Source organism: Gracilibacillus sp. D59, assembly GCF_052246695.1.
Lineage (GTDB): Bacteria > Bacillota > Bacilli > Bacillales > Amphibacillaceae > Gracilibacillus.
Genome location: NZ_JBQQCK010000006.1, coordinates 44,577 through 57,130 on the forward strand (window position 1 = coordinate 44,577; position 12,554 = coordinate 57,130).

Here is a 12,554-nt window from a genome sequence, read left to right on the forward strand (position 1 = left end):
AATATCATACACTTTTCAAAAAATATTTGCTAAAATACAGAGATGGATATAACCTGAGATAAGTGAGGATATCTCATGTTATCTTGCCTACAAACATATTCAGAGGAGTAACCAACATGAAAGCAATTATCCCTTTTTCCCATCAATTATTAGAAGAAGTTGTGCATCAAGGTGATATCGCAATTGACGCAACGTGCGGAAATGGTAATGACACTTTAATGCTAAGTAAGCTTGCAGGAAAAGTATATGCATTTGATATTCAATTGCCAGCAATTGAAAAGACAGAGGCATTATTAGCTGAAAAACGGATAGAAAATGTAGAACTGATTCATGACGGTCATGAGCATGTATCTGAATATGTGAAAGAGAAGACGATAGCGGGAGCAATTTTTAATTTAGGGTATTTACCAAAAGCGGATCGTTCAATTATTACTACACCAGATACAACGATCCAAGCGATTAGCTCGATGTTACCTATTCTGAAAAAATATGGTCGAATCGTAATTGTGATTTATCATGGTCATAAAGGTGGTACCTCAGAAAAAAATCGCGTATTGAGCTTTTGCGAAGAACTGGATCAGAAGGAATATCAAGTGTTGCAATATCAATTTATTAACCAGATAAATAAGCCGCCTTTTATCATCGCAATCGAGAAATTAAAATAGGAGTTGTAAACGATGAAGCAAAATAAATATGATAATGCAAATTTCTTTACCGCTTATAAAAAAATGCCAAGATCGACTAAAGGTCTCGAAGCAGCAGGAGAATGGCATATCTTTAAACCGTTGATCCCGAATTTACGTCATAAAGATGTATTGGACTTGGGGTGTGGTTTTGGATGGCATTGCCGATACGCCCGTGCGCAAGAAGCCAATTCCGTTGTCGGTGTAGATATTTCTGAAAAAATGTTACAAGAAGCACGTATCATGACAAATGATCCCTCCATATCTTACATCAACAAACCAATAGAAGATATCGATTTTCCAGATGCTGCATTTGATGTAGTTTTCAGTTCATTAGCATTCCATTATGTAAAAGATTATCAAGCAATTTGCAACAAAGTATTTCGTTATCTTAAACCTGGTGGCTCCTTTATTTTCTCTGTTGAGCACCCGATATTCACCTCTCGGGAAGAACAGGACTGGTATTATGATAACGTTGGAAATCGGTTACATTGGCCTGTTGATCATTACCACAAAGAAGATGTGCGTGAAACATCATTTCTAACTGAGAACGTCATAAAATATCATCGGACATTATCCACTTATATCAATGACTTACTTACTGCGGGTTTTATTCTAGAAGCAGTTAAAGAGTCCACTCCTTCTGATGACATGTTACCCGAAATGCAAGACGAACTGCGAAGACCAATGTTTTTAATTCTTTCCGCAGAAAAAAGTAAATGAATCTTTCAGTTGTTCCTGTCAATACAGGGACTATTTTATTGACTAGAGAAGAAAGCTTCAATCTGCTCATTACCTTTTATTAGTTCATAACAAATTTCACCTGCAGCAACATCATTTCGTTTCACAAAAAGACTGTCATCACTATAAAGAATCTTAATTACTATATCCCCTTGAAGTTCAATGACTAGTTTTGCCTCCACATGGTCGATATTTTTTTCTGTTATTTGATTTGCTGGATAATTGTTAAAAGCATTAATGATGTCTTCTTTTGTATCGATTTCCGTTAATGGTTCATCACTTCGCCCTACATACATCGCTTTAACATCTTCTATATCAATAACTTGATGTAATAAAAGTTGGTCCATAAAAGCTTGATTTTCTTGATACTGCTTCCCTAAAAGAAATCCTGTAATAATTATTAGAACAACGATAAATACGTACAGATATTTTTTCATCTCATTAAACCCTCCACGAGCGCTTGATAAAGTGAGACTTCCATTAGTGGAAATAAATTTTTTTATCTTTCCAATCACTCATCTGATCAGTCGTATTTTTCACGAAAAAGTTACACACAGAACAATTGTTTTTTACTCAAGACAAATGCTATGCTTTAAAAAAAGCACAGATAGGAATGAGACACATGGTAGAATATCAATCACTCCTTGCCAAACAAAGGCATTTTTTTGAAACTAATCAAACAAAAGATTTACATTTTCGCATCGATGCTCTGAATACATTAAAAGCAGGCATTAAAGAATATGAAGCCAAAATTCTTACTGCTATCAAGAAAGATCTTAATAAATCAGATCTGGAGACCTATATGACGGAAATTGGGATTCTATATAGTGAAATCGATCATACGATCAAAGAGCTGCCCAAATGGATTAAACGTAAAAAGGTAAAAACACCTATTACCCACACCGGTTCTAAAAGCTATATTTATCAACAACCATATGGCATTACTTTAATTATTGCACCATGGAACTATCCTTTCCAACTTGCACTAGCACCACTAATTGGGGCTATCGCCGCAGGTAATTGTGCGATAATTAAGCCATCCGAGTATACAGCTGAAACATCTTCCGTTATCAAAGAATTGATCTCTGAGAACTTTCCTGAATCATTTATAACAGTTGTTGAAGGTGCTGCAGAAACAAGCCAGGCATTACTCAAAGAAAATTTCGATTATATCTTTTTTACTGGCAGTGTCCCTGTAGGACGTGTTGTGATGGAAGCCGCTTCGAAAAACTTAACCCCTGTCACATTAGAATTGGGTGGGAAAAGTCCGGCTATCATTCATAAAGATGCCAACCTTGAAGTAGCAGCAAAACGGATTGCCTGGGGAAAATTCACGAATGCCGGTCAAACATGTGTCGCTCCAGATTATCTGTATGTACACGAAGATATTAAACGATCCTTTTTAACAGAGCTCAAGCAGGCAATTACCACAATGTATGGGGAACATCCTCTAGAAAATCAAAATTTTGTTCGTATTGTACACGAAAAACATTTTGATCGTCTTCAAGGATTTTTAACAAATGGTAATACCATTCTCGGCGGAAAAAGTTACCGCAAAAAATTAAAGATCGAACCAACTTTATTAACAGATATTACTTGGGACGATAACGTAATGCAGGATGAAATTTTTGGTCCCATATTACCGATTATGGATTACCAAGACTTAGATGATGTCATTCATGGCATTCACCTCCATCCAGATCCGCTTGCATTTTACTTTTTCTCTGACAATGATGCCTTAGCAGAGGACATTATTGACAAAGTATCCTTTGGCGGCGGCTGTATTAATGACATAATATACCACTTAGCATCTCCCTACCTGCCGTTTGGTGGGGTTGGTAACAGCGGCATAGGGGCATATCATGGGAAAGAGAGTTTTCTTACCTTTTCCCATCAAAAGAGTGTCTTGAAACAAACAACAACCTTTGATATACCTTTTCGCTACCCAAATATGAAAAACGGATTAAAATTACTCAAACGTTTTATGAAATAACAGAGAGGCTGGGACAAAAGTGATTTGATAAAAAATATAAACCGAACGATTATGCGAATTTCTACGATTAGAAATTGTTATCGTTCGTTTTTTTTCAATTGTGTGATAGGAAGGTAATACCCTTTGAAACGGTTTTAACTGCTAATCATTCGCTTCGGATACCCGCTTCCCTTTTCGTGGGGTTTTATCTTCAGCTAACTTTTCCAAGCAAAGATCGCTCGGAAAAGTGGATCTTCAGAGAAAACATTCCTACAGGAGTGAAAGCGGGCTCCTCCGCTAAAAAAAGTTGTACAACATTTATGACAGTTAGCTTTTTGAACTTTCGAAAAGACTAGTATATATAAAGTGAGACTATGATCAGTGGGGGTTTTACCCCCTACTGACCATTAGCGAAACTTATCAGGGTGTTAGCGTCTTCGATTTACTTAAAGCGTTAAGTTGAGGTCTTACAGACGGTAGAATCGTGTCAAGAAATAAGAATTGAAATTCTACTACTTATCCCCATTGTAGAACCTTTTTTAGCGCAGGCGCCCACTTCGACTCCTGGGGGATCAGCGTGATCTGAAGATCCACTTTTGTAAAGTGAAGTTCTTTACAAAAGTTAGCTGAAGACACGCCCCTCGGAAAGCGAAGTGGGCAAGCCGTAGCGGTTGTCAAACATTTTATACATGTCAAAATTACCACTTTGACCAATAGTTACACCTATCAGTTACTACATAGAATCCTTCTTATATTCATTTTAATTCTTTACATTATTCGTCCTTGGAGTGGACAAAATTGATTTGTCTCAGCCTCAAAAATTTCTCTTGTTAATACCTACCTGCCAATCGATTGTACACTTTAATATTCCAATGGAAAAATTGCGACTTGCGTCCGCTCACTCTTATCAATCGTTTCACAATTGTTTCAAACTGCTTCATTTGTTTCACTTTTGGGTCAGCTAAATAAAGACCGATTAATCCATGTTGAATCATTTCGTGAAAACGACGGTCTGGTAATGCTTGAACATGCTGGTTAGTCTGTTCTACAAAATAGACAAGGCGTTGTTCCAATTCTTGTGGAGTTTGATAATAATTACAGAAGTTTAAGTCGCCTTCTTCCTCATCTTCCTGCTGATCAATAAAATAATCAAGCATAATATGCAAGCCCTGTAAGAAGGGAAAATAACTATCAAATATTTTTTTTGCCAATTCTTCTGTCATCTGATTGTTTAGCCCATACGATACCATACAGAAAATCCCTAGAGTAGAACCTGTACAAGCAGAAAATTCATACCAGCTTAGCATCGGCCATCTTTGCTGATGCTGCTGGAACCATTGTTCTAACCGTGGAATACGTTGATCATGAACAACATGTTTATGTACTTGCAAATCGCTGTAAAGGGATTCTAATTGAACCATATGTGATTGAAAGATTGAATAATTGCTAATCTTACGTAGTTCTTGTTGACATGTCTTAACTAACCCAACTAAATAATCACCATCTGCTTGTTCCTCGCGATATTGATAATAGTTCTTGATTTCATTTTCTGGTGATAATGCATCTTCCATTGATTGATGCAGTCTGCGAAAATCGGTTGGATCCAGTGAAGTGCTCCGGTCACATAAATTATCTAAATAATCACTTATCGTTTGATAGGCAACAATAAATCGAATAGCTTCTCGCCATTGATCGCCAGCTAATAAACTGTACACACTCCCACCCTGACAGTGGAACTTTTTATCTCTTATACTTGCTAAGGCTTGGGTACGAAGCTCTTCATTCGGTATTTCATTTGCGCGTTTATTCCAGTAATTCAATTCACTTTTTACTTGTGGAAAAATTTTTTGATAGACATTTTTCATCAAGCTTGGTGCTTTGGTTGGGACGTTTACTGACAACTTTTTTCCCTCACTTTACTTTTATTGCTTCCGTACTAATATGATATCATATATTTAACTAGATAATAGGAGGTTAACATAGATGATATATGATTATAAAGGAAAAACTCCTTCGATTGATCAAACAGCTTTCATCGCACCAGATTGCGTCATTACCGGAGACGTTGAAATTGGAGCATACTCTAGCATTTGGTTTAAAACGGTGATTCGAGGTGATGTAGCACCGGTTAAAATCGGAGCTTATTCCAACATACAAGATTTATCATTACTACACCAAAGTCCTGACTTACCTTTGATCGTTGAGGACTATGTCACAGTGGGGCATCAGGTTACCTTACACTCCTCTATCATTCGCAAAAATGCCTTAGTTGGTATGGGGTCGATTATTTTAGATGGAGCAGAGATTGGTGAAGGAGCATTTGTTGGTGCAGGTAGTTTAGTACCTCCTGGCAAAAAAATCCCACCTCGTACTCTTGCTTTTGGAAGTCCCGCTAAAGTAGTCCGTGAATTAACAAAAGGAGATATCGAGGAAATGGAACGGATTCAACAAGATTATGTTGATAAAGGCCAAATCTATAAACATGGCTAAGAAAAGCGCAGAGCGCCCGCCTAGAAACGTAGCGACTGGAGCTAATCAACTGAGATAAAGGAATCACGGTGAGCTTGCGAACCGATGATGACTTATCGTAGGGTGATTCGTGAAGTCGCCTAGTTTTTGGGCGCTCGGAGCTAGACATCCGCGCAAATTTTATACTTTCTTGTCTTTTAGTAAAAAAAAGAGCAAGCTTGCTCATTAGATATGAACAAGCTTGCTTTCTGTCTTATCTTCTTCCTGTAACTCTGAAATATCATATTTGTTCTCGATATAAATCTGGTGCCATAACATAAACATAAAAACGGTCCAAAGCTTTCTGCTATTATCCCTTTTTCCGATGCAATGTTCATCGAGAAGGTCAGTAATAACATTCTTTTCTAACAAATGATCTGTCGCACTCTCTTGGATAAGATTCTTCGCCCATTCATATAATTCATTTTTTAACCAGTGACGAATTGGAACAGGAAAACCTAGTTTCTTCCGATTCAATACATGATCAGGTACAATTCCGCTAGCAGCTTCTCGTAAAATATGTTTGGTTGTTCCATTTGCTATTTTCTTTGATACAGGTATCTCCCTAGCTACCTTAAATACTTCTTTATCTAAAAACGGAACACGCAATTCCAATGAATGTGCCATCGTCATTTTATCTGCTTTAAGCAGTATATCTCCACGCAACCATGTTTGCATATCAATATATTGCATTTGATGCACTGGATGTTCATGTTCTATTTGATCATAAAATGGTGCTGTCACCTTTTGGTAATTGTATTCTTCAGCATAACTTTTAAACAGCTTTTTCTTTTCCGCTTCTTCAAACATCTTTGCATTACCAATATACCGTTTCCTTAATGGGGTTGTACCCCTTGTTAAGAAGCTTTTTCCTTTAACACCTTCAGGTAATACTTCGGCTACGCGTGCTAATAAATCTTTAGCTGGTGTAGGAATGGATTCAAAAACGCGTAATGCGTCAGGTTCGCGATATATATTGTAACCACCAAACAATTCGTCCGCTCCTTCTCCTGATAACACTACTGTCACATGTTTTTTTGCTTCTCTTGCTACGAAATACAAAGGTACACATGCAGGATCTGCCAAAGGATCATCCAAATGCCAAATAATTTTTGGCAATTTCGCTACATATTCCATGGGTGAAATAATATACGAATAGTTTGCAACGCCTAAACGATCGGCAGTTTCTTTAGCAACATCGATTTCAGAATAACCATCTTGTTCAAACCCAACAGAAAATGTCTTGATATTCGGATGATATCTTTTGGCTAATGCGACGATTAATGAAGAGTCTATACCACCGGACAAGAAAGAACCTACTGGAACATCACTACGCATATGCATAGCAACAGATTGATCTAATGAGGATTGAATACGCCCTATCCACTCCGCATTTTCATAGTGCTTTACATTAAAATCCGGTTGAAAATAATGATAGATGGCTAATGGCATATTTTTTTCTTTAATAAAATAACTGCCTGGCTCTAACTTATTAATATTTTTGTTCATTGACATCGGCTCAGGTACATATTGATAGGTGAAGTAATGTTGCATTGCATCATGATCCATTTGCTCTGATTCAGCAAGTAAGCTTTTCTTTTCTGAAGCAAAAAACATTCCCTCTTCTGAATCTTTGTAAAAAAATGGTTTGATGCCGAACATATCTCTTGCTCCATATAAACATTGCTCTTCTTTATCCCAAATTAATAACGAAAACATTCCTCGGAGTTCATGAAACGTGTCCACTCCTTTTTTAGCAAACATGGCAATAATGACCTCCGTATCGGAATCTGTTGAAAAGGTCATTCCTTGCTTTTGTAGGGATTCTTTCAATTCTAGATAATTATATATTTCGCCATTGAATACCATCCAATATCGTTCATCATGATAAGTGAATGGCTGATGTCCACTTTCAACATCAATAATACTTAATCTTCTAAATCCTAAAATAATATGCTCATCTTCATAATATCCTTCATCATCGGGTCCTCTATGGTGGATGATGTTATTACGGTTTTCAAATTCTTGTCGTTCTGTAGAATCTAACCATTTTGTTTCTGCCTTTAATAGTCCAATAAAACCGCACATCCTATTTCCTTCTTTCCTAAAAAATTCATTCACTTATATGACGATTAATTATTTCTAGTGTTTCACATATTTTTCTATTTTATCAAAAAAAAAGAGCCAAGTACATTATATACCTGGCATTTTTTTAACGGAGATAGCTGAACGAGCGCTTTGCACTTTAGTTCATTATATTATGTTTTAGACCATTGACAAAAATGACTTTAACACGTCTACTTTATCTGTATTTTCCCAAGGGAAATCTCCATCTGTACGTCCGAAGTGACCGTATGCAGCTGTATTACGGTAAATCGGTCTTCTTAAGTCTAGCATTTTAATTATACCAGCTGGTCGAAGATCGAAGTTTTCACGTACCGCTGCAACCAATTCTTCTTCTGTATACTTTCCAGTACCAAATGTATTGATTGAAATAGATACAGGCTGCGCTACACCGATCGCATATGCTAATTGTACTTCACAATTTTCTGCTAATCCTGCAGCCACAATATTTTTCGCTACATAACGAGCAGCATATGCAGCAGACCGGTCAACTTTTGTCGCATCCTTACCACTAAAAGCACCCCCACCGTGACGTGCGTAACCACCATACGTGTCAACGATGATTTTTCGCCCTGTTAAACCTGCATCACCTTGAGGACCTCCGATAACAAAACGTCCAGTTGGGTTGATGAAGTATTTTGTGTCCTCATCCAACAATTCAGCAGGTACAACTGGTTTTATAACATGTTCTTTTACATCATGTTGAATTTGCTCTAAGGTAATATCTTGATGATGTTGTGTTGAAATAACAATGGCATCAATACGTTGAGGATTGTCATTTTCATCGTATTCCACTGTTACTTGTGTTTTTCCATCAGGACGTAGATAATCTAACGTTTTATTTTTTCGAACATCTGATAATTGTTTTGCTAGTCGGTGTGCCAAGCTGATTGGAAGTGGCATTAATTCTGGTGTTTCATTATTAGCATAACCAAACATAAGCCCTTGGTCACCTGCACCAATTGCTTCGATTTCATTATCTGTCATTTGGCCTTCTCTTGCCTCAAGTGCCTGATCAACACCACCTGCAATATCAGCTGATTGTTCATCAATAGCTGTTAATACACCACAAGTTTCTGCATCAAAGCCATACTTCGCTCTTGTATAACCAATCTCTTTAATCGTATTACGTACGATTTTAGGAATATCTACATATGTGGATGTAGTAATCTCACCAGAGACTAGTATTAATCCAGTAGTTACCGTTGTTTCACAAGCTACTCTTGCATTTGGATCCTTTGATAAAATTTCATCTAAGATTGCATCAGATATCTGGTCACAAATTTTATCCGGATGACCTTCTGTAACTGATTCTGATGTGAATAAGCGTCTATTTTTCGCCATGTTCTTTGTTTCCTCCCTCTTAGTTTCCACCAAGACTTTCATCATTCACTTTTATATAAAAGTCTAATTAAAGAATTTATGTGAGTAAAAAAATCTACATCTTCAACTATACAACTTTTCCATAAAAAATGCACGAGGCAAATTACCTGATTAATCCGATAAAATTACTTGGTTATAATAAAATATATGACTCTAGACTTTAATTTGTGTGAGTCTAGAGTTTGTCTTCATAATTATAGCATATATCGTATCGGATTCATGAAATAAAGTCAACCGATTAAACTGCATGATCTGGATTACTCTCCTCAAAGAAAAACGCATAGCCATCCGTTAGCTATACGTTGGTTCAATTATTTTTTCGATATAGTCCAGACTATGTGTTAAAACATTATCTTTCATTATAAAACTATATCTTTCATTGGATTTAATATTGTCAGGAAGATTTTCTAACAAAACTGGTCCTTCTGTTTCGTAGTAAGAATCTTGCTCATTCAACTTTTTCACTATTGCAAAGTAGATATTTTTCGCCAGCTTTTCTCTTTTTCCAGATACGAAATATTGTCCAATATAATTGATTTGATCTACTTCGCCTCCCGTCTCCTCTAGTACTTCTCTTATTGCTGCTTGTTTCGGCGTTTCATTTTGTTCTACTTTACCGCCTGGAAATTCCAGTCCACGATTTTTATGTTTTGTTAACAACCACTTCTTTTCGAAACGGCAAATCACCCAGACATGCTTTGGGTCTGAATCAAACGGCTGATTTTCGAATGATAATTGTATTTTGTTATTATAATAATCATAAAAAGTTTTCATAACTCTATACTACCTTTAATTTTTACTTATGGCTAATGTTTGCTATTTTCCATTTACTATCTATTTTTTTAAATACAATTTCAATCGTATACGTACCATATAATTCATTTTCATTAGTTTGTGTAATCGTTACTTTGTTACCTTCTGATTCTTTCTCATAATCTTTGTCCTTTTCAAACCATGGTGGTGTTTCTGTTGGGACTATATACAAACCGTCTTCTTTTTCTTTATAGTAGAAATCAATATAAGGTTTTACTGCTTCTTTTACAATATAAGGCTCAAAAGCATTTGTAAGTTCCTCTTTTGTATTGAATCGTACCACTTTATAATGATCATCAATTTCCTGTACTAATAGATCCATAAATTTATCTGTCAGTTTCACTATTTCTTCGTGTGTAATGTCATTTGTCTCTGTTATTTGCTTGATATTGTCAACTTGAATTTGTTTGAGTCCGATATTTTTTTGTGCATGTATCTGATCTTGTTTTGCATACATTTGCTCGACAGTTGGTTGATTGATCATGACAATCGCAAATACAAAAAGGACTACAAATGTTACGATCGTGATGATTTTTTTCATGGTTTCTCCCTCCTTACGTCCTTTTATTTATCTATTCCTTTTACTATCTATTGTAAACATTTATTTATAAAATTAGACGTATAGACCTACCGATTTGTTTCATTTATTTCTCACTTTTTGGATTGATTCCGGATTCGTCCATGGCTTGCTTTGTTTCAGGTGTTGCTAATTGATAGATCTTTTGCATGACGTCCTGTAAATCAGTATCATAATCATCATTTTCAGGATCTTGATGATACTGGACAAAAGGAATATGAGCACGAACGAATGTTCCTATATCATCTTCGTGTATCTCATTAAATTTTTCTCTTAGCAGAAAGACTTCTTCATCTGTTGCCTGAATAGTGTATTCCGCATTGTTACCATATGGGATTTGGGAGATTTCCTGTGAAGCAATATTGACGTAGTATGTTTTCTTTTCCATGTTTTTTCACCTCTTCACAGGTATTGTATGTAAATTAATTAGAAACATGCAGATCTAGATCAAAAGCACGTGTAGCTCAGGCTTTGAGCTAACTTGGTAAAGAAAAACACTTTACCAAGTTCATAGGAGTGAAAGTTGCTTATATAGGGTGAACATAATTGTTTTTTGCATACAAAAAGCCCTGCATTCTAGGAATACAGGGCTTTTTTTAATTACCGATAGATTGCATTTGTTGTTGTTTGGACTCTGCGACAGCTTCTTTAATAAGACAACGTCCTCGACCGTGTGGAATACACATAGGTGTACCGAACATCGGATCATATAATACATCAGCTTTCATTTGAAATACATCATGAACCAGATTACAGTTAACAATTTCTTCTGGTTTTCCTTGAGCATATACTTGTTTATCTTTAATTGCAACGATATGGTGCGCATAACGACAAGCTAAATTCAAATCATGTAACACCATGACAATTGTACTTTTACGTCGCTCATTTAATTCAAAAAGCAAATCCAGAATTTCAATTTGGTGTGTCATGTCTAAATAAGTAGTGGGCTCATCTAATAATATGGTATCTGTACCTTGAGCAAGTGTCATCGCAATCCACGCACGCTGGCGTTGACCACCTGATAAGGAATCAACAGCACGGTCCTTCAAGTCTGCCATATTTGTCGCATCTAATGCTTCTGTGACAGCCTTTTCGTCTTCTTCAGACCAACGCTTAAACATTGTTTTATATGGATGTCTTCCTTGTTTCACCAGATCTTCTACCGTTAAGCCTTCCGGACTGATAGGACTTTGCGGCAAAATAGCTAATTGTTTCGCAACTTCTTTTGTTGGAATTTTTGCAATATCTTCCCCATTTAAAACAACATCACCTTGTTTTGGTTTCATTAATCGTGCTAATGAACGTAACAATGTTGATTTGCCACAACCATTTCCACCAATAAAGACTGTTATTTCTCCTTTAGGGATCGTAATATCCAATTCATCTATAATAACTTCATCACCATATCCAAGCGTCAAATCTTTTGTTACTAGTGTTTCCATGCTGAACCTCTCCCTTATTCACACTGTTCGGGCCTTCTTTAATATCTTCGATTCAAACTTTTACTCTGTCTCTAGTTTATTAGCTTTTGTTAAGGAAGTCAATGAGTTTGAGAATCGTTTTCAATATTTTCTCTCATTCATGGCCTCTCATTTCCTAATATTATATATACATTAAGTTTAATTTCATATACCGGATTGTCTTATTATTCCATTATATATAAACCATAGAAGTTTCTATAAAGTGAGACTATGGTCAGTGAGGGGCTTACAGACGTTTAGCACTGTGATAAAATAGAAATTATAGTACTAGC

At 36.2% G+C, this 12,554-nt stretch carries 12 protein-coding genes; 4 read left to right on the forward strand and 8 right to left on the reverse strand.

The genetic code is table 11. The features are described from left to right. The first annotated feature begins 116 nt into the window (after positions 1 to 116). Together ACTWP4_RS11685 and ACTWP4_RS11690 are read left to right on the forward strand one after the other, a co-directional pair. Positions 117 to 665 carry a class I SAM-dependent methyltransferase gene (locus ACTWP4_RS11685; protein ID WP_443128946.1) on the forward strand — a complete coding sequence of 183 codons (549 nt, stop codon included), beginning with the start codon at positions 117 to 119 and terminating at the stop codon, positions 663 to 665. Between the two features lie 12 nt (positions 666 to 677). Then, on the forward strand, positions 678 to 1,406 hold the full coding sequence (locus ACTWP4_RS11690) for a class I SAM-dependent methyltransferase (RefSeq protein ID WP_443128947.1): 729 nt from the start codon (positions 678 to 680) through the stop codon (positions 1,404 to 1,406). A 35-nt stretch (positions 1,407 to 1,441) separates the two neighbouring features. Here the strand turns inward: ACTWP4_RS11690 and ACTWP4_RS11695 are convergent, their stop codons facing one another. After that, complete coding sequence (locus ACTWP4_RS11695) at positions 1,442 to 1,861, reverse strand: hypothetical protein (protein ID WP_443128948.1); 420 nt, start codon at positions 1,859 to 1,861, stop codon at positions 1,442 to 1,444. Between the two features lie 185 nt (positions 1,862 to 2,046). Between ACTWP4_RS11695 and ACTWP4_RS11700 the strand changes: the two genes are divergently transcribed. Then, on the forward strand, positions 2,047 to 3,417 hold the full coding sequence (locus tag ACTWP4_RS11700; protein WP_443128949.1) for an aldehyde dehydrogenase: 1,371 nt from the start codon (positions 2,047 to 2,049) through the stop codon (positions 3,415 to 3,417). A gap of 809 nt (positions 3,418 to 4,226) precedes the next feature. Here ACTWP4_RS11700 and ACTWP4_RS11705 read toward each other — a convergent pair. Then, complete coding sequence (locus ACTWP4_RS11705) at positions 4,227 to 5,297, reverse strand: tetraprenyl-beta-curcumene synthase family protein (protein ID WP_443128950.1); 1,071 nt, start codon at positions 5,295 to 5,297, stop codon at positions 4,227 to 4,229. 82 nt (positions 5,298 to 5,379) lie between these two features. On the opposite strand from ACTWP4_RS11705, the gene ACTWP4_RS11710 reads away from it, so the two are divergent. Continuing rightward, positions 5,380 to 5,886: a gamma carbonic anhydrase gene (locus ACTWP4_RS11710; RefSeq protein WP_443128951.1), complete on the forward strand. Its 507-nt coding sequence runs from the start codon at positions 5,380 to 5,382 to the stop codon at positions 5,884 to 5,886. 204 nt (positions 5,887 to 6,090) lie between these two features. Here ACTWP4_RS11710 and asnB read toward each other — a convergent pair whose 3' ends face one another. The 6 genes from asnB to ACTWP4_RS11740 all read right to left on the reverse strand — a co-directional run bounded on the left by asnB (position 6,091) and on the right by ACTWP4_RS11740 (position 12,243). Next, complete coding sequence (asnB, locus tag ACTWP4_RS11715; RefSeq protein WP_443128952.1) at positions 6,091 to 7,992, reverse strand: asparagine synthase (glutamine-hydrolyzing); 1,902 nt, start codon at positions 7,990 to 7,992, stop codon at positions 6,091 to 6,093. A 177-nt stretch (positions 7,993 to 8,169) separates the two neighbouring features. After that, positions 8,170 to 9,372 (reverse strand): methionine adenosyltransferase, encoded by a 1,203-nt coding sequence (metK, locus tag ACTWP4_RS11720; protein ID WP_443128953.1) that lies wholly within the window; start codon positions 9,370 to 9,372, stop codon positions 8,170 to 8,172. Positions 9,373 to 9,702: 330 nt separating this feature from the next. After that, entirely contained in the window at positions 9,703 to 10,185 is a 483-nt protein-coding gene (ytkD, locus tag ACTWP4_RS11725; RefSeq protein ID WP_443128954.1) for an RNA deprotection pyrophosphohydrolase, read from the reverse strand. Between the two features lie 22 nt (positions 10,186 to 10,207). Beyond that, positions 10,208 to 10,765, reverse strand: a complete 558-nt coding sequence (locus ACTWP4_RS11730) for a hypothetical protein (RefSeq protein ID WP_443128955.1) — start codon at positions 10,763 to 10,765, stop codon at positions 10,208 to 10,210. 103 nt (positions 10,766 to 10,868) lie between these two features. Then, positions 10,869 to 11,189 carry a hydrolase gene (locus ACTWP4_RS11735; RefSeq protein WP_443128956.1) on the reverse strand — a complete coding sequence of 107 codons (321 nt, stop codon included), beginning with the start codon at positions 11,187 to 11,189 and terminating at the stop codon, positions 10,869 to 10,871. Between the two features lie 208 nt (positions 11,190 to 11,397). Further along, a complete protein-coding gene (locus ACTWP4_RS11740) occupies positions 11,398 to 12,243 on the reverse strand; it encodes an ABC transporter ATP-binding protein (RefSeq protein WP_443128957.1) in 846 nt (281 codons plus the stop codon). Between the last annotated feature and the right edge of the window lie 311 nt (positions 12,244 to 12,554).

Bases quoted from the DNA above. Each gene is read 5' to 3' on its own strand.
- ACTWP4_RS11685 (WP_443128946.1), top strand. From the start codon at position 117: ATGAAAGCAATTATCCCTTTTTCCCATCAATTATTAGAAGAAGTTGTG.
- ACTWP4_RS11690 (WP_443128947.1), top strand. From the start codon at position 678: ATGAAGCAAAATAAATATGATAATGCAAATTTCTTTACCGCTTATAAA.
- ACTWP4_RS11695 (WP_443128948.1), bottom strand. From the start codon at position 1,861: ATGAAAAAATATCTGTACGTATTTATCGTTGTTCTAATAATTATTACA.
- ACTWP4_RS11700 (WP_443128949.1), top strand. From the start codon at position 2,047: ATGGTAGAATATCAATCACTCCTTGCCAAACAAAGGCATTTTTTTGAA.
- ACTWP4_RS11710 (WP_443128951.1), top strand. From the start codon at position 5,380: ATGATATATGATTATAAAGGAAAAACTCCTTCGATTGATCAAACAGCT.
- asnB (WP_443128952.1), bottom strand. From the start codon at position 7,992: ATGTGCGGTTTTATTGGACTATTAAAGGCAGAAACAAAATGGTTAGAT.
- metK (WP_443128953.1), bottom strand. From the start codon at position 9,372: ATGGCGAAAAATAGACGCTTATTCACATCAGAATCAGTTACAGAAGGT.
- ytkD (WP_443128954.1), bottom strand. From the start codon at position 10,185: ATGAAAACTTTTTATGATTATTATAATAACAAAATACAATTATCATTC.
- ACTWP4_RS11730 (WP_443128955.1), bottom strand. From the start codon at position 10,765: ATGAAAAAAATCATCACGATCGTAACATTTGTAGTCCTTTTTGTATTT.
- ACTWP4_RS11735 (WP_443128956.1), bottom strand. From the start codon at position 11,189: ATGGAAAAGAAAACATACTACGTCAATATTGCTTCACAGGAAATCTCC.
- ACTWP4_RS11740 (WP_443128957.1), bottom strand. From the start codon at position 12,243: ATGGAAACACTAGTAACAAAAGATTTGACGCTTGGATATGGTGATGAA.